General features: G+C 61.1%; 21 protein-coding genes. 7 read left to right on the forward strand and 14 right to left on the reverse strand.

Annotated elements, in window-relative coordinates; genetic code table 11:
• Nucleotides 1-205: 205 nt before the first annotated feature.
• The 5 genes from D1641_RS00340 (at nt 206) to D1641_RS00360 (ending at nt 4,579) form a co-directional block, all read left to right on the forward strand.
• A complete protein-coding gene (locus D1641_RS00340) occupies nt 206-1,192 on the forward strand; it encodes an ABC transporter permease (protein ID WP_160662406.1) in 987 nt (328 codons plus the stop codon).
• On the forward strand, nt 1,189-2,007 hold the full coding sequence (locus D1641_RS00345) for an ABC transporter permease (protein WP_160662407.1): 819 nt from the start codon (nt 1,189-1,191) through the stop codon (nt 2,005-2,007). The genes D1641_RS00340 and D1641_RS00345 overlap by 4 nt, the downstream gene beginning before the upstream one ends.
• A 10-nt stretch (nt 2,008-2,017) precedes the next feature.
• A complete protein-coding gene (locus D1641_RS00350; protein ID WP_160662408.1) occupies nt 2,018-2,791 on the forward strand; it encodes an ABC transporter ATP-binding protein in 774 nt (257 codons plus the stop codon).
• 87 nt (nt 2,792-2,878) lie between these two features.
• Nucleotides 2,879-3,550, forward strand: a complete 672-nt coding sequence (locus tag D1641_RS00355; RefSeq protein ID WP_160662409.1) for an ATP-binding cassette domain-containing protein — start codon at nt 2,879-2,881, stop codon at nt 3,548-3,550.
• A 138-nt stretch (nt 3,551-3,688) separates the two neighbouring features.
• Nucleotides 3,689-4,579, forward strand: coding sequence for a hemerythrin family protein (locus D1641_RS00360; protein ID WP_160662410.1), 891 nt, complete (start codon nt 3,689-3,691; stop codon nt 4,577-4,579).
• A gap of 158 nt (nt 4,580-4,737) precedes the next feature.
• On the opposite strand, the gene D1641_RS00365 is transcribed toward D1641_RS00360, so the two are convergent.
• From D1641_RS00365 to cysE, 6 genes are read right to left on the reverse strand one after another with little or no spacing between them, the layout of a single operon-like run.
• Complete coding sequence (locus D1641_RS00365) at nt 4,738-6,183, reverse strand: restriction endonuclease subunit S (RefSeq protein ID WP_160662411.1); 1,446 nt, start codon at nt 6,181-6,183, stop codon at nt 4,738-4,740.
• Between the two features lie 12 nt (nt 6,184-6,195).
• Nucleotides 6,196-8,601 (reverse strand): N-6 DNA methylase, encoded by a 2,406-nt coding sequence (locus D1641_RS00370; RefSeq protein ID WP_160662412.1) that lies wholly within the window; start codon nt 8,599-8,601, stop codon nt 6,196-6,198.
• A 1-nt stretch (nt 8,602) separates the two neighbouring features.
• On the reverse strand, nt 8,603-10,048 hold the full coding sequence (gene cysS / locus D1641_RS00375; protein WP_160662413.1) for a cysteine--tRNA ligase: 1,446 nt from the start codon (nt 10,046-10,048) through the stop codon (nt 8,603-8,605).
• A 30-nt stretch (nt 10,049-10,078) separates the two neighbouring features.
• Nucleotides 10,079-10,738, reverse strand: coding sequence for a hypothetical protein (locus tag D1641_RS00380; RefSeq protein WP_160662414.1), 660 nt, complete (start codon nt 10,736-10,738; stop codon nt 10,079-10,081).
• A 40-nt stretch (nt 10,739-10,778) separates the two neighbouring features.
• Nucleotides 10,779-11,360, reverse strand: coding sequence for an SMI1/KNR4 family protein (locus tag D1641_RS00385; protein WP_120395236.1), 582 nt, complete (start codon nt 11,358-11,360; stop codon nt 10,779-10,781).
• Nucleotides 11,357-11,992: a serine O-acetyltransferase gene (gene cysE / locus D1641_RS00390; RefSeq protein WP_160662491.1), complete on the reverse strand. Its 636-nt coding sequence runs from the start codon at nt 11,990-11,992 to the stop codon at nt 11,357-11,359. Before cysE ends, D1641_RS00385 begins: the two co-directional genes overlap by 4 nt.
• Before the next feature lie 554 nt (nt 11,993-12,546).
• On the opposite strand from cysE, the gene D1641_RS00395 reads away from it, so the two are divergent.
• Together D1641_RS00395 and D1641_RS00400 are read left to right on the forward strand one after the other, a co-directional pair.
• Entirely contained in the window at nt 12,547-13,257 is a 711-nt protein-coding gene (locus tag D1641_RS00395) for a helix-turn-helix domain-containing protein (RefSeq protein ID WP_160662415.1), read from the forward strand.
• Complete coding sequence (locus D1641_RS00400) at nt 13,254-13,622, forward strand: hypothetical protein (RefSeq protein ID WP_160662416.1); 369 nt, start codon at nt 13,254-13,256, stop codon at nt 13,620-13,622. The genes D1641_RS00395 and D1641_RS00400 overlap by 4 nt, the downstream gene beginning before the upstream one ends.
• Nucleotides 13,623-13,642: 20 nt before the next feature.
• Here D1641_RS00400 and D1641_RS00405 read toward each other — a convergent pair whose 3' ends face one another.
• The 8 genes from D1641_RS00405 to alaS form a co-directional block, all read right to left on the reverse strand.
• The gene (locus D1641_RS00405; RefSeq protein ID WP_160662417.1) at nt 13,643-14,575 is read right to left on the reverse strand and encodes a LysR family transcriptional regulator; all 933 of its coding nucleotides are present in this window, start codon (nt 14,573-14,575) and stop codon (nt 13,643-13,645) included.
• A gap of 7 nt (nt 14,576-14,582) precedes the next feature.
• A complete protein-coding gene (locus D1641_RS00410; protein WP_160662418.1) occupies nt 14,583-14,921 on the reverse strand; it encodes a histidine triad nucleotide-binding protein in 339 nt (112 codons plus the stop codon).
• A gap of 402 nt (nt 14,922-15,323) precedes the next feature.
• Nucleotides 15,324-15,944, reverse strand: a complete 621-nt coding sequence (locus D1641_RS00415; protein ID WP_160662419.1) for a hypothetical protein — start codon at nt 15,942-15,944, stop codon at nt 15,324-15,326.
• A complete protein-coding gene (locus D1641_RS00420; RefSeq protein WP_347707356.1) occupies nt 15,937-16,425 on the reverse strand; it encodes an RNA polymerase sigma factor in 489 nt (162 codons plus the stop codon). Before D1641_RS00420 ends, D1641_RS00415 begins: the two co-directional genes overlap by 8 nt.
• A gap of 386 nt (nt 16,426-16,811) precedes the next feature.
• Complete coding sequence (locus D1641_RS00425; RefSeq protein ID WP_160662421.1) at nt 16,812-17,906, reverse strand: DUF4179 domain-containing protein; 1,095 nt, start codon at nt 17,904-17,906, stop codon at nt 16,812-16,814.
• A complete protein-coding gene (locus D1641_RS00430; RefSeq protein WP_160662422.1) occupies nt 17,893-18,384 on the reverse strand; it encodes a sigma-70 family RNA polymerase sigma factor in 492 nt (163 codons plus the stop codon). The genes D1641_RS00425 and D1641_RS00430 overlap by 14 nt, the downstream gene beginning before the upstream one ends.
• A gap of 116 nt (nt 18,385-18,500) precedes the next feature.
• Nucleotides 18,501-18,674: a DUF4250 domain-containing protein gene (locus tag D1641_RS00435; RefSeq protein WP_160662423.1), complete on the reverse strand. Its 174-nt coding sequence runs from the start codon at nt 18,672-18,674 to the stop codon at nt 18,501-18,503.
• 200 nt (nt 18,675-18,874) lie between these two features.
• Nucleotides 18,875-21,559, reverse strand: a complete 2,685-nt coding sequence (alaS, locus tag D1641_RS00440) for an alanine--tRNA ligase (RefSeq protein WP_160662424.1) — start codon at nt 21,557-21,559, stop codon at nt 18,875-18,877.
• Nucleotides 21,560-21,766: the final 207 nt, after the last annotated feature.

Genomic DNA, 21,766 nt, shown 5'->3' on the forward strand with positions numbered 1-21,766 from the left:
CGGATATCATCCGCCCGCCAAATATGCGCCCGGTGTATATGGGCGGACAATATCCGTCCCTGCAAACGGGGCGTGTAGGGCGGGACGACCCCGGCCCGCCGTCCAAAGCGGCTGCCGAGCTCAAAAATGGCGCGCCGTCCAAAGCGGCTGCAAAACCCAAAAACGGCGCGCCTAGTCGTCGCGCCCTACAGGCTGGAGGTTACCTATGAAACACCGCCTTCAATTTACCGCCAAGAAACTGGTCCGCATGGCCCTCCTCCTGCTGGGGGTGAGCCTGACGGCCTTTCTCCTCATGGACGCCTCCCCCCTGGACCCTCTCCGCACCAATATCGGCCAAGCGGCGCTGGGGACCATGAGCCCCGAGCAGGTGGCCCGGCTGGAGGACTACTGGGGGGTCAACACCCCGGCGGCGGAGCGGTATCTGGGCTGGCTGTCCTCCGCCCTGCGGGGGGACCTGGGCGTCTCGCTGCTCTACCGCCAGCCGGTGCTGACGGTCATCGGCCAGCGGCTGGCCGTCTCTGTGTGGCTGCTGGTGTTTGCCTGGGCCCTGTCCGGGGCGCTGGGCCTGGCCCTGGGCGTGCTCGCCGGGTCCCGCCGGGGCCGTTGGCCCGACAGGCTGATCCGGGGGACCTGCCTGATTTTATACAGCACCCCCTCCTTCTGGCTGGCCCTGGTGCTGCTTATGATATTTTCGGTCTGGCTGAGGGTGCTGCCCATCGGGCTGTCCGTTCCCATCGGGGGGACGGCGGACAGTGTTACTCTGCTGGAGCGGCTGCACCACGCCGTTCTGCCCGCTTTGACCCTGTCCGTCGCCGGCCTGCCCGGAGTCGCCCTCCACACACGGGAGAAAACAGCCGACGTGATGGACAGCGACTATGTCCTCTTCTCCCGGGCCCGGGGGGAGCGTGGCATCCTCCGCCGGCACGTGGTGCCCAACGTGCTGCTGCCCGCCATGACATTACAATTTGCCTCTGTGGGAGAGATCATCGGCAGCTCGGTGCTGGTGGAGCAGGTATTCTCCTACCCTGGTCTGGGTCAGGCGGCCGTCAGCGCCGGTCTGGGGGGCGACATGCCCCTACTGCTGGGCATCACGGTCATCACCGCCGCACTGGTCTTTGGAGGAAATCTCACCGCCGATCTGCTCTACGGCGTCCTCGACCCCCGCATCCGAAGGGGGGCGGCCAAGGGATGAAAAACCGCCGGAAAAGCACACTGCTTCTGCTGATTCTCGCCGCTCTCCTGCTGTGTACCGTGGTTCTGTCTGGCGCGGCGCTGGCCCGGCAGGCCGTGGAGACCGATTTCACCCGGAAAAACCTGGCTCCCTGCGTCCCTTTTCTCTTCGGCACCGACTGGATGGGCCGGGATATGCTGGCCCGCACTCTGGCCGGGCTGTCTCTGTCCATCCGGGTGGGGGCGCTGACGGCCTGTGTCAGCGCCGCGATCGCCCTGGCGCTGGGAACCGCCTCCGCCGCCCTGGGGGGCTGGGTGGACAGCCTCGTCTCCTGGCTCATCGACCTGGTCATGGGCATCCCCCACATCCTGCTCATTCTCCTCGTCTCCCTGGCCTGCGGCCGGGGCCTCTGGGGGGTGACCGCCGGGGTGGCCCTCACCCACTGGCCCTCCCTGGCCCGGCTGGTCCGGGCGGAGGTGCTCCAGCTGAGGCAGGCCCCCTGGCTTCAGGCCGCCCGGCGGCTGGGGACGCCCCCGGAGAGGCTGGCCCGGAACCACCTCCTCCCCCACCTGCTGCCCCAGCTTCTCACGGGGCTGATTCTGCAGTTCCCCCACGCCATTCTCCACGAGGCCAGCGTCACCTTTCTGGGCTTCGGCCTGCCCCCCGACCAGCCCGCCATCGGGGTTATCCTGGAGGAGAGCATGGGCTATCTGGCCGCCGGGCGGTGGTGGCTGGCTCTGCTCCCGGGGCTGTCCCTGGCAGCGGCGGTGCTCCTCTTCGCCCTGATTGGGGAGCGGCTGCGCCTGCTCCTCTCCCCCGCCACCGCTCAGGAATAGGAGGCGTCTTATGGAACCGATTTTATCTGTGGAGCACCTGTCTGTCTCCTTCACCCGGTACAGGCGTGGTCTGTCCAGGGCGGAGCTGAGCGCCATCCGGGACCTGTCTCTCACGGTGGAGCCGGGGCAGGTGGCCGCGGTGGCCGGAGAGAGCGGCTCGGGCAAAAGCCTGCTGGCCCACGCCATCCTTCACATCCTCCCCCGGAACGCCAAAGCGGGGGGCTCTATTCTCTATGACGGCGCTCCCCTCACCCCGGACCGGGCCGCCGCCCTCCGGGGCAGGGAGATCTCCCTGATTCCCCAGGGAATCACCTACCTGGACCCTCTCCTGACGGTGGGGGCGCAGCTGCGCCGGGGCCGGACCGATCCCGATACCCGGAGCCGCTGCCGCAAGGTGCTGGAGCGCTACGGTCTGGGCGCTGAGACAGAGGGGCTCTACCCCTTTCAGCTGTCCGGGGGGATGGCCCGGCGGGTGCTCATCGCCGCCGCTGTCCTGGACAGCCCCCGGCTCATTGTGGCCGACGAGCCCACCCCCGGCCTGGACGTGAAGTCCGCCCGGCGGGTGCTGGGCCATTTCCGGGAGCTGGCGGAGCAGGGGGCCGGGGTGCTGTTTATTACCCACGATTTGAAGCTGGCCCTGTCGGTGGCCGACAAGCTGGTGGTGCTCCGGGAGGGGCGGACGGTGGATGAACTCCCCGCCGCCGATTTCCGCCGGGGCCAGGGGTTGACCCACCCCTATACCCGCGCCCTGTGGCAGGCCATGCCGGAGCACAGGCTCTGGTAGGGGCGGATACTGTCCATCCGCCGGCTGCAGTATTGATGATTCGGGCGGATAATATCCGCCCCTACACACAGGAACGGAGGTCCGCCCATGACCCTGGAAGCCCGAAATCTCACCTTTCGCTACCTCCGCCGGGGGAGCCCCCCGGTGCTGGAGGGGGTAAGCCTCACCCTGCGCTCCGGGGAGCGGGTAGGGCTGTCCGCCCCCAGCGGCCGGGGCAAAACCACCCTGTGCCGCCTGCTGGCCGGCTGGGAGCGGCCCGGCGGCGGACAGGTTCTGCTGGATGGCAGGCCCCTCTCCCAGTACCGGGGCTTCTGTCCGGTGCAGCTCCTCCTTCAGCACCCGGAGGAGGCGGTGGACCCCCTGCTGAAGCTGAGAACCGCCCTGTATGAGGCCGGTCCGGCGGACCGGGCTGTCCTGGAGGGGCTGGGGATTCAGGACAGCTGGCTGGAGCGTTATCCCGCTGAGCTGTCCGGCGGAGAGCTGCAAAGAATCTGCGTGGGCCGGACTCTGCGGTCGGAGCTGAAATTCCTGCTGTGTGACGAGGCCTCCGCCATGCTGGACCTGGTCACCCAGGCGAGGCTGTGGCGGTTTCTGCTGGATTATGCCCAGGCCCGCAATTTGGGCCTGCTCATCGTCAGTCACGACGCCGCCCTGCTGGAGCGGGTCTGCACCAGGGTGCTCACCTGGGAGGATATCACAGCGCCCCGCCCTGCCCCCAGCTGTGGGGACAGCGCAGACAGCTCGCAGGGAGGCACATAACAAGCCTCCGCGCATAGAATGGAGTGACAGCGGGGCGCCGGAAAGCACCTGACCGTCTTTTGCCGCGCCCGTCCACTGTCCTCTCATGGGCCCTTCCGCCTGACATCCTGCGGGCGGCGAAAAAAGAAGGGAAATGCTATGCAGCGGATTCAATGGCAGGATCGATTCAACATCGGTGTGGAGGCCATAGATCAGGCCCACCGCAAACTGTTCACCATTGTCCAAAAGATCATGGATCTCTATGTGGAGCGGCACGAAAACAGGTTTGCCTGCGTAGAAGGGATCAAATACTTTAAGGCCTATGCCCTCAAGCATTTCGCGGAGGAGGAGGCCTATATGCGTGAAATCGGGTATCCCGGTTATTTGGCCCACAAAAAAATCCACGACAGGATGGAGTGGGAGACCCTTCCGGAGCTGGACCGCCTGCTGCACGAAACAGATTTCTCCACTGAGGCCGTGCAGCGCTTCATTGGCGTATGCACCGGATGGCTGACTGGTCATATCCTGATCGAGGACCGGGCCATCATTAGGGGGAGGACCGAGGAACCGCTCCTTACAGAGCGGAGCGACGAATTGTCGGTCATTCAGACAATGATTGTCGGTCCTCTGCGGGAGATATTTGAATGCGGCGTCCAATATATCGGGAAATTTTCTCCAAAAGATGAGATTGCCAACGCCCAGTACTGCGAATTGCGTTACGGCACCCAGGACGGAAAGCGGCTGCGGGTCATTCTGGTCATGGGAGAGCCGATGCTGCTCCACGCGGCGGGCGTGCTCTTTGATATTGACTTTTATGAACGAAATGAGATTGTCTGCTTTGCCATCCAGGAGATTGCGCAAAATCTGATCCATCGGGCGGCCTACAGCATCGGAAGGCAGCCGGACGAATATCAGCTGGAAAAGGGACGCTTTCTGACGCACGAGGAGTTCCGCGCGATGTTCGGGGAGCGGCCCGCCCAGTACAGTCTACTGTTTCAAGTCAAGCAGGGCTGCTTCGCCTTATGTATTGACCAGATCCTGGATGCCTGAAGCATTTGCGGCTTTAGAGACCGGGAGGTCCCGCAGAGAAATCGGTCTTACCCGTTTATCGCATGAATAAATCCCGTGATTTGCAGAAATCACGGGATTTATTACTTATTTCGCAAAAATTCGGTCCAGATTTCGCCCCTCGCAGGTCACAAGCCCTCTCAAAAAACCGCTTCCCTTACAATGGCGTCAATCTCTCCGCGGAGTCTGGCAATTTCGGCCTGAATGCTGTCCTGCCGGTCAAGCTCAGCCCTGACCTTACCCACAATATGCTCCTGCTCCTCCAGCGTCAGGTCGGGCACCAAAAGCTCCGCGATGCTGTCCGGATAGATATCCACCTGATTGGTACAGCCGGTGTAGTCCCGCTCTATCTGGAAATACCCCAGCACGGATTGCAGAAAGCAGAGGGCAAACTCCGGATTGTACCGCTCCCGGTCCAGGCGGATGATGGTGATATGGCTGTCGGCGTACAGCCGCTCCCCGCTCCAGGCCACAGCCGCCTTCCCGATGGAGCCCTTTCCTGTGGAGGCGATCAGGAGGTCTCCATCCTGGACCTGCGCCCTCTCGTCCCTCTCATAGTCACAGGCCGACACAAATTCCTCCTCTGAAACCGCGACCTTTCCATCCCGCAGGTGCGCCGTCTTGACCACAGGAATCTCCCCCTCTGCCTTATATCTGGGGGAGCAGCCGCGATGGACCGGCGTCAGCACCAGCGAGCCCAGCTTCACGGTGGGAATGCCCCGCAGCACCTCCGCGAGGGCTTGGGTGATCTCATTGTGAAACCTCACCGACATCCGCAGAGCCGGGGACCGGAAGAGCGCCCCATAGGCAAGCGAGGTGCTCCGGCGCCCTCTCGGGGGGAGGGACTGGGTGGGCTGGGATACCCCCTTTCCAAACCGTGCCGGGAGCGCCATGTCATACTGAAAGGCTTGGGAAAACACGGCCTCAAGCTTTTCCTGAATCTTCTCCCGCCGGCCCAGCAGGGCCTCGATTTCCAGCACCCGCTTCCGGATGCCCTCGTTTAACCGGCCTGTGTCCGCGCCTTCACGGAAGCGGGGAACCTGAATCTTCAAAAATTCCTCCGGGTTCACCCGCTTGTGAGACGGGGTTTTTCCTGTCTCAAGGCAGGCGTAGGCATTCCTCATCTCCGGCGTCAGCAGGAGATACAAAATCAAATAGTCCATATCGGGCTTTCTCAGGGCGTAAGGGATGAACTCCGTCGAGCCGATCAGCTCCCGCTCCGTCTCGGGCAGGAGGTATATGTACCCCTTCGGCATCCCCAGCTTGGACACAATCAGATCACCATCCGACAGTACGGTTTTGTCGGAATTGATCTCGTCCACCGCCGCAATCCTGTCCCAGTCGAGCATACCGCCGCCGGGCTCCTGGTCGGATATGTTTACCAGCAGACAGCCGGTCTCCAGGTCCCCCTTGGGCCTTTTGCTGACCGGCAGCGGGGTGAGCAGCTCTGACAGAGGCGACAGCCGCTCCCCCGGCCCAAAGGCGCTCCAGCAATCCCGGGACACAAAGGAAAGGTATTTCGTGTCGCACCGGCACTGCGTGCTAATCCCCAGCGCCTTATCCTTGATAACCGCACATTTTCTCATTGCCGGCCACCCTTAATCCCAGTTGATCCTTCTGATCTCGTCCAGCACGGAGTCCGACACCCCGTCGTCAATCACCGGGACGCCATCCTTTTCCCGGTACAGCTCGTTGGGCGTCTCCTTCTCCCCCCGCTTGGACCGCTTGTATCCGATGCTGTCCACCTCCGCCAGGAAAATGCTGCCCCCGGAGGCATTTATCACCTCGCTGAACACCCACCAGGTATTCACCACGCCGAAGGTATCCCGGGTATCCCGGTCCGCGGCACACAGCGCCTCCAGCTCCGGACGATACCTGACAATCAGCTCGTCCGCCGGGCATCCGTCGTCCCGCTCCGTCACATAGGCCTTCAGCATTCTGCGCAGCACATCCGTCTCCTCCCGGGCCGTCAAAGACCGGATGGATGGCAGACCCGCCTTCTGCTTCAGGCCGTCGTGAACGGCAATCAGGTTCTCCACCCTGGTCTTGAGGCGGCTCCACTCCTTCCCCGCCTGATCCCAGGCGGTGTTCCAGGCCTCTACCTCCCTCTTTGTCTTCTTCTGGGCAAAGAGGATGCTGGTCTTGGTGGAGGTATAAGGCTCAAAAGCCAGCTGTGGCAGGGAGACCACCGCCTTGACCTTGAAATATTTATAGAGGAACAGGCGAATATACTTGTTCTCCGTGGTATCGAATACGCTCTCCGGCAGTACGGCGGCAACCCGGCCGTTCTCCCGCAGGAGCTGATACCAGCGCTCCACAAATAGATTTTCGGAATTTCTCTTCTCCCCGAACAGGAAATCGTTCCCCACGGTCTTCTTGGTGTCCCGGTCCAGCTCCACGCTGAAGGGAGGATTGGTCAGAATCAGGTCAAACTGCCCGTTGACGCTCAGAGCCTTCCCTCCGCTTTTGTAAAGGAGGTCCGCCGCCTCCGCGTTCAGGGCGCTGGGCCCGTTCACCTTGACATACCGGGAGAAGGGGAGCAGGCCGTCCTTCACAAAGATATTGCTGGAGCCGTCGCCGTGGAGAATCATGTTCACCTTCGCGGCTGTGCCCAGATTGAAGTTAATCTCTATGCCGTAGATATAGGTCTGCGCCCACCTGTTTTCCAGCTCATCGGGGTAGAAGCACTCCTGAATTTTCCGCTTTACAGCCTCCGCTGTCCCCAGAGCCGCGTTATAGCCGCCCCCATTTCTGTCCCGGTACTTCATGTTCTCCGTGATAAACTTCATATACTCCACCAGGTATGTGCCGCTGCCCGCGGAGGGGTCGATCATATAGGGGAGCTCCCGGTCTCTCTTGATGCGTTGAATCGCCAGTCTGTCGGCCTGCAGCGCGTAGAGCATAAAGCGGACAATATTGACATGGGTAAAGAACTGGCCCTTGGTCTGCTTAAAGCCATCCCGTATGATCCCCTCAAAAAAGCCGCCCAGAATATCCCTGCCGGCCACACTGTTTTTGCCGTCCACAAAGGAGAGGCCCTCCAGCCTCTGCACGGCGTATTTCAGCTTGGACAGAGAAAACTTCTTCGTATCCACCACATAGGATTTCTGGAGCTCCTCCCTGTCCGAAATATACAGCTTGTCCGTCAGCGCCCGGCGGTAGAGCTGGTTGATCCTGTCGAAGAGCTGCTCGTTGGTCTCAAATTCCTCGTCACCGCTCTTGGCGTAGGCCATGGACTGGAACTCATAGGTCTCGCCCTCCTCCCTCTCGTCCTCGTCCTGGACCTTGGCCAGAATCAGATTCGTCAGGGAGGAGAACACCTCATTGTCGTCGGTTCCGCCACCGCCCCAGAGAACATTGTGCAGGTCAGTCCGCAGCCGTTCCAGCATGTTATCGGTGAAATCGGTCCTCAGATCCTTGGGGGAGGCCTTCACGTAGGGCGTTTTCTGGGCCCTGCCGTAGTGGGCGGGGATGGTATTGCTGTAATCACGGGCGGCCTCCCAGGCGGAGAAGGAGGAGTATTTCTCGTAATCAATGATGATGCACTCGTCGGAGATGGCGCCCCCGGCGTCATTTATGGTATACAGCATCAGGTATTTTACGCTCCGGCCCTCACCGCGCTCCATGGCGGCCACCTTGAACAGCTGCTCCTCAATGACACGGTCCTGATCCATCTCCGCATACTCGTCCGGCTTCTTAATCTCAGAAAACAGGAAGGCCCCGCCGCCGGAGTCCCGCACCACAAGGTCAATCCGGCTTGTATTTGTGTGGGGCCGGCCGGCGGTGTACACGTGCTCAATTTCGATTCTCTCCGGCGGGTAGCCCAGCTCGTTGACCAGCCGGGTCAGCAGATAGGCCCGGCACAGCTCCTCGGACTTGGCCTCCGTCCGCTTCTGGCACTGTACAATTTTGTCATACTCCAGCTTCTCCTGGTCCAGGTCGAGGCTGGCAACCACCTTCACTGGCATCGAGCCGATATAGTCCCTGATTAAATCCCTGTTCATCCTATACTCTCTTCCAGCTGGCCCCGCCGGGCAGATCAGTTACCTCGATCCCCTGGGCCTTGAGCTCGTCCCGGATGCGGTCGGCCTCAGCAAAGTTCTTTGCCCGCTTGGCCTCATACCTCTGGAGAACCAGGGCGTCCACAGCGGGATCCCCCTCGCCGGTGATGGTACAGCCCCCCTGGGAGCTGGCCTTCTGCTTTTTCTGCTCCTCGCGGACGGCTGCCGCCTTGTCCAGCAGAGACAGGGACAGCACCTGGTCGAAGCTGTCCAGAATTGCCAGCCGGGTGGCGCCGCCGGTCTTGGCCTTGAGGGCGTCATACAGGGCGGTGACGCCCAGGGCGGTGTTCAGGTCGCTGCCCACCTGGGTGCGGAATTTTTCCCTGTATTCGGACACCACCGCCTCGTCCACCGGCCCGTCAGCGGGGTCCAGGGCGGCAATTTTTTTAATCAGCTTCTGATAGGCTCCCGCGGCGTTGTCCAGGTTCTCCCAGGTGAACACCAGTCCCTTGCGGTAGTGGCTCTGGAGGCAGAAAAAGCGGTAGACAAGGGGGTCATACCCCTTCTCCTCCAGCAGGGAGACGGTGAGAAACTCCCCCTTGGACTTGGACATCTTGCCGTCGTTGGTGTTCAGGTGGTGGACATGGAACCAGTGGGAGCACCAGGGATGGCCGATATAGCTCTCAGACTGGGCGATTTCGTTGGTGTGATGGGGGAAGGCGTTGTCCACCCCGCCGCAGTGCAGGTCCAGATACTCTCCGTTGTACTTCAGGGAGATGCCGGAGCACTCAATATGCCAGCCGGGGTAGCCCACCCCCCAGGGGGAGTCCCACTTCAGGGCCTGATCTTCAAACTTGCTCTTGGTGAACCAGAGGACAAAGTCGTTCTTGCTGCGCTTGTTTTTGTCCTCCTCCACGCCCTCCCTGACGCCCACCGCCAGGTCCTCCTCATCGTGGTCGTTGAAGATATAGTACCGCTCCAGCCTGGAGGTGTCGAAGTAGACATTGCCTCCGGCCAGATAGGCATAGCCCTTGTCCAGCAGGCCCTCCACCAGGGTGATGAACTCGTCAATGAGACCGGTGGCGGGTTGGACCACGTCGGGGGTCTTGATGTTCAGCTTGCGGCAGTCGTCGAAAAAGGCGTCGGTGTAGTACTGGGCGATCTCCATCACCGTCTTGTGCTCCCGCTTGGCCCCCTTGACCATCTTGTCCTCGCCGGTGTCTGCGTCGGAACTGAGGTGGCCCACGTCTGTGATGTTCATCACCCGGTTTACGTTGTAGCCGTCGTAGCGCAGGAATTTCTCCAGCACGTCCTCCATGATGTAGGACCGCAGGTTGCCGATGTGGGCGAAGTGGTATACCGTGGGCCCGCAGGTGTACATCTCCACATGGCCAGGGGTGTGGGTGGTGAATTCTTCTTTTTTGTGGGTCGCGGAATTGTAAAGTAACATGGTTTTTTCCTCCATCCTGTAATTTTCTGTTTAGATTGGCTCGCCCAGTCCCTCCATGACCTCCAGCAGGGCGGCGTAGCTCTCCTGGGTGGCCCCGCCGTAGAGGGCCTGATAGTCCCCGTCGCCCATGTCCATAACAACCACCAGGTTATCCGGGCGGCTGCTGTAAAAGGTGGTCTCGGTGACAAACCAGTTTCTCAGGACAGCAGGCCTCTTCTCCAGCTTAGACCGGACCACCTCCATGTCCTTGGCAGACAGTTCATAAAACTCATCTGGGCTGTGCTCTAGCTGCCACACGGCCTCATAGGTCAATGCGGCCTCCAGAAATTCGCTGACGGTGGGGGCGGCCAGCTTCCAGGGGCCGTCCGGCTCCGTTCCCAGGTACACCGGCGGATCAGGGAGAGTCAAATCCTCCCGCCGGACATACGCCAGGCAGACACTTTGATTCTCATTCAGCAGCAGCAGATTGCCATACTCCGCCAGCCATTTCTGTTTGGAATATTGCTCCGGAAAAATCCAGTCGTCCTGGGTATAATTCAGCCGCCGGGTGCGGCCAAAGGTGCGCCAGAAGTCCTCCACCACAGCGGGGAGGGCGCCGAAAATTTCCTTTATGGAGGAAATTTCCTCCTCCGTACAGCCCTGGGGCTGGTCCACGCCGTAGAGGTCGCGGACAAGTTTTCGCAGTTCCATCCTGCAAGCTCCTCCTTTACAGCGGCGGTCTGGGACCGCCTTATCGGTAGATTACATAATCCGTATTTTCCCAGCAGCTCGTCTGGGAAAGCAGCGTTTCAAGTACATTCGGGTCGCCGGAAGTCAAAGCGGCCTGATGCTCCGGCGTCAGCCAGCGCAGTTGATTTTGAACCCACCAGTGGTTTACAGGTATCCGTTTACTCAGGACAGGTTCACAGAGGTGGGCACAGATGAAATTTTCAAAGCTGTGGCTCCAAAGTCCCACTTCGCCGTCTTTGCTCAGCATAAAAACCGGTGATTCCGGTTCTCCCAGCGCAGCGTCAAAGAAATAGGCATCTCCCTCGTCCTCCCAGGCAAATGGGAGAATCCGTGCTCCCTCTTTCCACTGTCCGCGCCACTCCTGGACACGTTCCATCAGATAATGGTTCGACCATTCCACAACGGAAAATTCCAGCAGATTCCAATAAGGATAGTATTCCGGCTCCAGCAGCTTGTTCGGGAACAGGTGTGACTTTGCCTGGGGTTTACTGCATACCCAACGCATGGCCCCGGCTTCATAGATTTCTCGAAATGCTTTGGGATAGGTCATATGGAGTTTTCTCTCTACCGTCTCCAGTTTCATTTGTGCTTCTCCTCCAAGTATTTCTCATCCAGCAGCTTCTCCACCAGCTCCAGCCGGGCGTTGAGGGCGGCCAGCTTCTCCAGGGTGGGGTTGTTCACGCTGGTCTGGTCCACGTCGTCGGCGTAGTGGGTGGCCCGTCCGGCAATCCGGACGATCTGGGCGGGGATGCCCACAGCGGTGGCGTCGGCGGGGACCTCGGACAGGACCACGGCGTTGGCGGCGATGCGGGCGTTGTCCCCCACCTTGAAGGGCCCCAGCACCTTGGCCCCGCAGGAGATCAGGACGTTGTTGCCGATGGTGGGGTGGCGCTTGCCCTGGTCCTTGCCGGTGCCCCCCAGGGTGACCCCGTGGTAGATGAGCACGTCGTCCCCCACCTCGGCGGTCTCGCCGATGACGATGCCCATGCCGTGGTCGATGACGAACCGCCGGCCGATCTTGGCCCCGGGGTGAATCTCGATGCCCGTCCAGAACCGGGACCACTGGGAGACAAACCGGGCCAAAAACCTCAGCTTACGGCAGTACAGCCAGTGGGCCAGCCGGTGGTAGATGGTGGCGTGGACCCCCTGGTAGAGCAGAAAAATCTCCAGCTTGGACCGGGCCGCTGGGTCCCGGCGCTGATAGGCCTCCAGCATCTCGTTTAAGGCTTTGAACAAATAGATTACCTCCTTGGTCTTCCCAATAGGGAGATCTGACTGTAGGGCGCGACGACTCGGCGCGCCGCACAAACAGAAATATTTTCTATAAAGACGGCGGGCCGAGTCGTCCCGCCCTGCACACATCTCTTCCCCCGCATCGACAAGCAAACAAAAACCGCCCCTACGCCCGCAGGGGCATAAGAGGCGATTGCTCGCGGTTCCACTCTCATGTTTCACTCGAAGGGCCGGTATCGGGGCCTGGCCGGACGGCATTACCCGCCGCGCTCCCGGACGCACTTCACATCCTCCGCCGGAGGCCCCCTTTCAGCCGGTGAGGGGCCCTCTCTGTCCCTTGGGCAGACGCTACTCTTCCGTTCTCTGCGCTGACAGTACAGTATATTATCATTTTGGCCGGTTCGTGTCAAGTATCGGGGCAGAACTTCTATAAAAATCCCCCTGTCAACGCCAGGTTGACAAACTTCCAGCTTTCTTTTCTTGCCAAAAGAACCCGCTTTTGGTATTCTGATATCAGAAAAAGGAGGGATCATTCTATGACCTTAGGAGAGCGCATTGCCCTGGCCCGGAAGCAGGCGGGGCTGTCTCAGGAACAACTGGGGGACAAGCTGGGGGTGTCCCGGCAGGCGGTGAGCAAGTGGGAGAGTGACCAGACCAACCCGGACGTGGCCTATGTGGCCCAGATGTGCCGGCTGTTAGGGGTGTCCTCCGACTGGCTGCTGCTTGGGGAGGAGTCCGCCCAGTCCGCCGCCCCGGAGCGGTGCCCCGGCTGTCAGGCCATCGTCAGCGGGCTGGACCAGTTCTGCCCCAACTGCGGCCGCAGCCTGCGGGGAAATCAGCCCAAGGGCTACACCATCCTGCTGAAGGCCCGCAACAGCGGGGACAGCCTCGCCCGGGAGGACCTGTTCCGCCTGTCCAAAACCGGAATATTCTCCAAGCCGCCCCTGGACGGCTCTCTGGACTATCAGAAGGCGCAGGAGCTGGTCAGCTCCGCCCCGGTGGTGCTGGGCACGGGGCTCGACAAGGAGGAGGTATACCGCGCCTGGGACGTCCTGTCCTATCCCAGCTGCTTCCTCTTTTTTGAAGATACCGAGCAGACCGACCCTCAAATTCTGGCGGAATACCCGGGTATCGACCCCAAAAGCCTGATACTGACCCCTCGCAATGAGCCTATGACCTTTGGCATGACGGTGCTGGCCGTCATCGCGGGCATCATCGGGGCGGTCATCCTGCTGTCCTTCCTATGAGTGAGAAGGGCTTCGACCTGGCCGTCATCGGGGCGGCCGGGTCCTTCTACCTGGTCAACCGCCTGTGGCTGACACAGGCGGTTGGCGGCCCTGCGGGCTGGTTTCTGGCCTGCTACGCCAACGATCTCCTAGCCGGGGCCGCCCTCACCGCCTGGGCCGACCTGCTCCTCCGGTGGGGCAGGCTGCCCCCCGTCCGCTCCTGGCGGCAGACTGTTCCCCTGCTGCTGGCCTGCGGCCTTGTCTGGGAAGTGCTGGCCCCCCTGTGGAAGCCGGGTGCCGTCTTTGACCCCTGGGACTTCGCGGCCTATCAGGCGGGGGGAGCGCTTTGGCTCCTCGGACAAAAGGTCCGCCCTATGGGCGGTTAATGCGGCGACGGGAGAGCGCTCTACTCTCCCGCCCAGTCGAACTGGCTGTACAGCTCCTTAATCAGGTCGATGAGGGTTCTGGCAGCGGGAGACAGGAAGCCGTTTTTCTTGTAAACCACCGCCAGCGGGCAGGCCAGGGGCGGCTCGCCCACGGTGAAGCAGGCCAGCCGGTCCAGGTATGGGGTGCGGGAGAGACCGCTCTCCTGCAAAAAGGCGAAGCCCAGCTTCTCCGCCGCCAAATTGATGGCGGTGGTGGTGTTGGTGGTAATGAGCAGGTTCTGGGGCTCCAGGTTGTACACTGAAAAGCGGTTGTACAGCAGCTTGGACAGCCGCCAGCCGGGAGGCAGCATGATGATCCGCTCGTGCTCCAGCAGCCGCAGGTCGGGGAAGGGCCGGGGGGCGTCATAGGTGCTGTTCAGCCCCTGGAGCAGGGGGTGGTCCCGGTGGCCCACCAGGAAGATGCGCTCCCCCATCATGGGCTCATAGGTCAGCTCGGTCAGGTCGCTGGGGGGCTGCATGACACAGAAATCAATCACGTTGGCCGCCGCCAGCGCCCCCAGATCGGGCACCGGAGCCTCGTGGAGGACCAGCTGAACGTCGGGATACTGCTCCTCAAACCGGGGCAGCACGTCGGGCAGCAGGATGGACCCCCGCCAGGGGGACACCCCAATGTGAAGCACCGGCCGTTTTTTGTCCTGGAGGTCCCGCAGGTCGCTGACCAGCTGGCGGTCCAGAAAGCTCTGCCGCTCCAGATAGGCATGGAACAGCTCCCCCGCCGGGGTGAGCCGCAGCGGCGAGTGGGAGCGGTCCAGCAGAACCACCCCCAGGCTTCCCTCCAGCCTGGCCAGGTACTGGCTCAGATAGGGCTGAGAGAGATAGAGCCGCTCCGCCGCTTTGGAGATGCTCCGCTCCTTGACGATGGTGAGAAAGTACTCCGGGTTCTTGACGAACATGGCTTCCTCAGCCCGGAGGCCAGGTCATGTCCCGGCCGGCCAGGACGTGGAAGTGGAGGTGGGGCACGCTCTGCCCCGCCTGCTCCCCGATGTTGGACACCACCCGGTAGCTGTCCAGCCCCAGCTTCCTGCACTGCCGGGCGATGACGGTGAAGATGTGGGCCACAATAGCCGCGTTGTCCTCCGTGACCTCGGCCACCGAGCCGATGTGGGTTTTGGGAATCACCAGAAAGTGGGTGGGGGCCTGGGGGTCGATGTCGTAAAAGGCCAGGCACTTCTCGTCCTCGTAGACCTTGCTGGACGGGATCTCCCCGGCGGCGATCTTGCAGAATAAACAGTCGGACATTGGGAAACCTCCTTCGTTTGTCGGTATCTCCATTGTACCTCTTTTTCCAGGGATTGCAAGATTTACTTTTTTGTTTTGTTGCGAAAACTGTCGAAAGCTGCTATACTGGTCATGCTGCCCCACCCCATACTGGCAACAGGAAGGGGGTGAGTACATGGTAATAGTCCTAAATTTCTTAGTGTCGGTCGCAGCAGGAGTAGCAGCCTACTACATCTGCAAGTGGCTTGACCGACATGACCACAGGGAGCAGTAAGTCCACCCCAGCAAAGGTTGACCCCCGAAGAGAGCCTACCTCTTCGGGGGTCGCCTTTTTGTGAGTACATGGTGTCCATTAAATTTCTTAGCTGAGGTCATTATACCACAGCCGCCCTAGTATATGCAAGAGGAAGTTTTCTATTTCATTTATTCCTCTGGGGCTAAAGCGTCCGGGGCATCGTCCTCGCTGTCGTCCGCGAAGGGGACGGACCAGCCGGGGGCGCTGGACTCCCCGCTTCCGTCGCTGCGGCTGGTCCTGGTATACAGGTATTTTTCATCTCCCAGCTCACCGATCATCACGCTGGCGGTCCACTCCTCCGCAGTCCCCTCCACCAGGATGTGCAGCTGTCCCTCCTGTGTTTCCACATCATAGGTGTAGCGCCCCTCCGAGTTCAGGGCATCGGTAATGTCGGCGGCATCCTTTTTATCAATGACCAGAATGGCCCTTCCGTCCCGGTTCTCCACCGTGGCATCTGGGATTTGGTACACGGCTACCGTTTCACCGTCTGCATTTTTCCGTTCCTCCCGATACTGCCCCACTTGAATAACAGACGCAATATCGCCGAAAAACTTCTGTACCCCCTCCGGGTTGGCGGCGGCCACGCTAATGACCATCAGAGCGGCGGCAACGGCGAATACCACAAATTTCTTCACTTTCTTCATGGGAACGACCTTCCTTTCCGATTCCAGAAGGCGGCTTAGCATGGCCTCCTTCTGTTCGGGGGAGGGCTTTACCTGGTCAAAGACCTGGCGCAAGTTTTCATCCATACTCTTCCACCTCCAGCAGTTCCTTCAGCTTTCCTCTGGCCTGGACCAGCCAGCCCCGGACGGTGGAGGGGTTCTTCCCCAAAATCTCCGCCGTCTCCAGGGCGGTGTAGCCCTGGTAGTAGTGGAGATAGAGCACCAGCCGGTGCTTCTCCGGCAGGCGCAGGATGGTCTCCCACAGCGCCCCGTCCTCCGGCTGCTCCCAGGTCAGCCCGTTCAGTGTCTCTTCGCTCTCCCGACGGGTGCGCCACCAGTGCTTGAGCTGGTTTCTGCACTCGTTTCGGGCGGTGACGATGAGCCAGGCCCTCTCGTGCTCATGATCGCGGAAGGGCTTGTCATACTCCATCACCTTGCGGAAAACCGTCTGGACGGCGTCCTCCGCGTCGGGGACATTCTTCATCAGCATCAGACAAATCTGATATACCATGTCCACATGCCGCTGGTAGAGGCTGGCCACCTCCTCTTGACTGCGCACGCTCTCCACGGAAAACACCTCCCTTCCGGTTCCCTCTATTTATAACACAATTTAAGAACCGGAAATGTTGGACGAAAGAAAAAGATTTGTTCTGCCAGTCACTTGTGCATTTTGTCGAAAGCTGGTATAATCATTTTGGGTTCTTCCCCGGAAAGGGGGTGAATGTCTTGGAAATCTTGATTGACTTCTTAGTGTCGGTAGGAGCGAGCATAATTGGCAATTATGTGAGCAAGTGGCTTAGCCGGCACCGCAAGAACCCATGAGCACAATGGGGACCCGGAGGATGCAGCCTCCGGGTCCCCTTTTGCGTGTCTGCCTTGGTTTTGATTGACTTCTGGCGGTATTTATTATACCACCGCTCCCTAGTATATGCAAGAGGGAATTTTCTATTTCGCTTATTCCGCCGGGACCAGGTTGTCCAGGGGGATATCCACGCTGCCGCCCTCGATGCGGATGTTGAGGGTGCCGCCCTCCAAGTCCTCCAGGGAGGTAATCTTCTCCAGCCGGAACATCCAGTCCTTGTCCTGGTCTCCCGTTGAACCACCCAGATCCGTCAAGGGGATGGCCTCGCCATTCCGAGTGGTCAGGGTCACATTGTCGGAATTGACCAGCTGTGTCCAGCGGTTGCCGATCCCTCCGCCAAACTTCTGCGGGATGGGGGTCTCGCTCTCCAGCTGGACCCGCAGCGTCATGGGGGACAGATAGAGCTCAGTCATCGTAATATTGATACTGTCCAGCTGCCCGACGGCCTGGTTGGGTCGGATGCTCCGGCCCATATCCTGCCAAGTAACAGGAACCTCGCAGGACCAATTACCGGAATAAATCGTGGTCACGGTGGGCTCCGGGTTATACCGAACCAGATCACTGTTGCGCAAGGATATCCCGCCGATCTCCCAGTCCGGCTGAATCCCGTCCCTCAGCTCCAGGCGGAACAGCAGGGACAGGTGGTGGTCCAGCGGGTCCTCATCGTCCAGCACGACTGTCCTCCAGCCCCAGCCCCCAACTCCTGGGATGGGCTCCCCCGCCTGGTCCAGCAGGTCAGGCACAGATGCCCCTATGCTGCCGCTGTCAAAGGCGCAGAAGATATCATCCGTCTCTCTGCCCAAATCCAGTATCGTCCCCTCTGGGGCGGTGAAGTCGGCCACAAGCATAATATTGTACCGGTCCATCAGTACCTGGCTGACATGGAGCGATGCCCCGTTGTCCTCTACTGTCACGTCCACTGGCACCGCGCCGGGGACCAGAAGTTCGGCCTGTTGGGGGCTTGCGCCAAAGTAGTCCAGCAGCCGCTGGTCAATCCCTGTCACCACCGCGGCGGCGCAGGAGATGACCATCAGCGCGGCGGCGATGCCGACGACGGTCAATTTTTTCAGCTTTTTCATGGGTCTGACCTTCCTTTCCTTCTGGAGAAGGCGGTCCAGCCCGGCCTGCTCCTGCTCCGCAGTGGGAGCAAGGGCGTCAAACATGCGGTTTAAATCACGTGGTTCCATAGCCTTCCGCCTCCAATCGTATTTTCAGCTTCTTCCTGGCCTGGACCAGCCGGGAGCGCACCGTGGAGGGGTTCTCCCCCAGCATTTTGGCGATCTCGTCGGTGCTGTACCCCTGGTAGTAGTGGAGAAACAGCACCAGCCGGTGCTTCTCCGGCAGAGCGGCCACCTGCTCCCAGACATCCCCCTCCCGGGGGTCCTCCCAGATCAGGCCGTCCAGGGCGGACGGGTCCGCCCGCCCCCTGCGCCACCAGTGCTTCAGCTGGTCCCGGCACTCGTTCCGGGCGGTGACAATGAGCCAGGCCTTTTCGTGCTCCGGATCACGAAAGACCTCGCCCCGCTCCAGCACCCGGCGAAAGACAGTTTGAGCGGCGTCCTCGGCGTCAGACACGCTTTTCATCAGCACCAGACAGACCTGATACACCAGCTTGAAATTCCGCCGGTAAACTGCTTCGATCTCCTCCCGGCTGCATACGCCCATCCGAGACCGCCTCCTCTCTGTCCTTCTGTCTGATACACGATTGGGGAAGGGAAATTGTTGAGGGTCGAAAAAATATTTTTAGAAAACCGGCTGGTCCTCCAACCAGCCGGTTTTTGTCAGATAAATTGGTTGTGCTCGGGGCTGTAGCGGTAGTTTACGCCCTCCAGCCTGTGGACCAGCTCCTCCCGGTCCACGCCCAGAGCGCCGCACAGCTCGTCCAGGCTGGCGTACTCGTCCCGCAGCTTGGTGTTCACATAGCTGAGCAAAATGATGGGGTCCTGAGGGAGCATGGCTATTCCTCCTTTTTGTCTCCTGCGGAGCCAGGCCCCCTTTTTAAAGGGGGCTCCCGCGAAGCGGGTGGGGGTTTTTCTTCCGAAAATCAGACGCATTTCGATAGAGAAAACCCTCCGTCATTTGCTTCGCAAATGCCACCTCCCTTACGAAGGGAGGCTTTTTCTTTCAGCCCAGGCTTCGCGGATGAGGGGTTTCCTTACAGCCCCAGCTTCATGGACACCACGTTGTCCACCATAGCCAGGGCGTTGTCCACCATGAGGGGGTCCTTGCCGCCGCCCATGGCGGAGTCGGGCTTGCCGCCGCCGGAGCCCCCGGCGATGGCGGATACCTGCTTGATGATGTCCCCGGCCTTGATTCCCTTCTTCACCGCCTCCTTGCCGCAGACGCACAGGAAGGTGATCCTCTCTCCGCTGACGGCGGCCAGCACAGCCACCACGTTGGGCTCCCGGTCCTTGAGAATGTCCCCCATCTGGCGCAGGCGGGCGGCATCGGCCTCGGGGACCACAGTGGTGAGCACCTTCATGCCGCCCACCTCGTGGGCGCCGAAGAGGATGCGGTCGGTCTCGCCGGCGGCCTCCTTGGCCCTCAGCTTCTCGATGCTCTGGCGCAGAGCCTTCATCTCGGCCATGGCGGCCTCCGCCTTCTCCCGCAGCTCGCCGGGCTTGGCCTTCAGGGCGGCGGCGGCCCGGAAGATCAGCTCCTGGTTGCGGTTCATGGTCTCCAGCGAGGCCCGGCCGGTGGTGGCCTCGATGCGGCGCACGCCTGAGGCCACGGAGAACTCGCTGGTGATGTGGAACACCCCCACTTTGGCGGTGTTGTCCAGGTGGGTGCCGCCGCAGAATTCCACGGAGAAGCCGTCCCCCATGGAGACCACCCGGACGGTGTCGCCGTACTTCTCGCCAAACAGGGCGATGGCACCCTTCTGCTTGGCCTCCTCAATGGGGAGCACCTCGGTGGTGACATCGCTGCCCATGAGCACCATGTCGTTGACCATGGCGCTCACCCGGGCCAGCTCCTCCGGAGTCATGGCGGAGAAGTGAGTGAAGTCGAAGCGCAGGCGGTCGGGCTCCACCAGGGAGCCGGCCTGGTGGACATGGTCCCCCAGCACCTTGCGCAGGGCGGCGTCCAGCAGGTGGGTGGCGGAGTGAGCCCGCATGACGGCATGGCGGCGTTCTGTGTCAATAGCGGCCCGGACGGTATCCCCCACCTTGAGGGTGCCCTCGGCCATTTTGCCGTAGTGCATATATTTGCCGCCCTTGTTTTTCTGCACATCGGTGACCTGGAAGAGCAGCTCGTCGTCGCTGTCGCAGCCGATTTGACCGTGGTCGGCCACCTGGCCGCCCATCTCGGCGTAGAAGGGGGTCTTGTCCAGAACGACGATGGCTTCCACCCCGGGAACGATCTCATCCACCTGCTGGCCCTCGGCCACGATGGCCACAACCTTGGCGTCGTTAACCGTGTCCTCGGTGTAGCCCACAAACTCGGTAGCGGGGACCTCCTTGCCGAACTCCACGCCGGCCCAGCCCAGGTCGCCCAGGGCCTCCCGGGCCTTCCGGGCCCGCTGGCGCTGCTCCTCCATCTGCTTGTGGAACTCCTCCTCGTCCAGGACCATGCCCTGCTCCTCCACCATCTCCAGAGTCAGGTCCACAGGGAAGCCATAGGTGTCGTACAGCTTGAAAGCGTCCGCCCCGGAGAAGGTCTTTTCCTGTTTCTCCTGATGGCCCTTGAGCATGTCGGCGAAAATTTTCAGGCCGCCGTCGATCGTCTTGGCGAAGTTCTCCTCCTCCACCCGGATGACCTTGGTGATATAGTCCTGCCGCTCCCGCAGCTCGGGGTAGTGGCCCTCATTCTCGTGGATGACGGTCTCCACCACGCTGAACAGGAAGGGCTCGTTCACCCCCAGCAGCTTGCCGTGGCGGGCCGCCCGGCGGAGCAGGCGGCGCAGGACATAGCCCCGGCCCTCGTTGGAGGGGAGGACGCCGTCGCAGATCATAAAGGAGGCGGAGCGGATGTGGTCGGTGATGACCCGGAGGGAGACGTCCCGCTCACGGCTCTGGCCGTAGTGGGCGCCGGTGATCTCAGACACCTTTTTGGTGATGTTCATCACCGTATCCACGTCGAAGAGGGAATCCACCCCCTGGCACACCACGGCCAGCCGTTCCAGGCCCATGCCGGTGTCGATGTTCTTCTGAGCCAGCTCCTCGTAGTGGCCCTCGCCGTCGTTGTCAAACTGGGAGAACACCACGTTCCAGACCTCCATATAGCGGTCGCAGTCGCAGCCCACGGTGCAGCCCGGCTTGCCGCAGCCGTACTCGGGGCCCCGGTCGTAGTAGATCTCAGAGCAGGGGCCGCAGGGGCCGGAGCCGTGCTCCCAGAAGTTGTCCTCCTTGCCGAACTTGAAGATGCGGTCCTCCGGAATACCGATGACCTCGTGCCAGATGCGGAAGGCCTCGTCGTCGGCGGGAGTGGTCTCGTTGCCGGCAAAGACCGAGGGGTAGAGCCGCTCAGGGTCCAGGCCCACCCACTCGGGACTGGTCAGAAACTCCCAGGCAAAGGGGATGGCCTCCTTCTTGAAGTAGTCGCCGAAGGAGAAGTTGCCCAGCATCTCGAAGTAGGTGCCGTGGCGGGCGGTGTGGCCGATGTTCTCAATGTCGCCGGTGCGGATGCACTTCTGGCAGGTGCACACCCGGTGGCGGGGGGGCTCCTTCTCGCCGGTGAAGTAGGGCTTCATAGGAGCCATGCCGCTGTTGATGAGCAGCAGGGAGTTGTCGTCCTTGGGGATCAGAGAAAAGCTGGGCAGCCGGAGATGGTCCTTGCTCTCGAAAAATTTCAGGAACATCTCCCGCAGCTCATTCAGGCCGTAAGGTTTGGGTTCTTTCATGTTGATTACCTCCGTTTTTATGATAAATTTTTCAGGTTTCTTCCAAAAGGCCCCTTTTGAAAGGGGCTGTCAGCGGTCGGCTGGCTGAGGATTGTGTTCGGCAAAGCCGAACATACGGAGTAAACGTGTGTAGGGCGCGACGACCCCGGCGCGCCGTTCTTCCGAGGGCACTCGCTCTCCGTGGACGGCGGGCCGAGTCGTCCCGCC

The organism is Colidextribacter sp. OB.20, assembly GCF_009911595.1.
Taxonomy (GTDB): domain Bacteria; phylum Bacillota; class Clostridia; order Oscillospirales; family Oscillospiraceae; genus Lawsonibacter.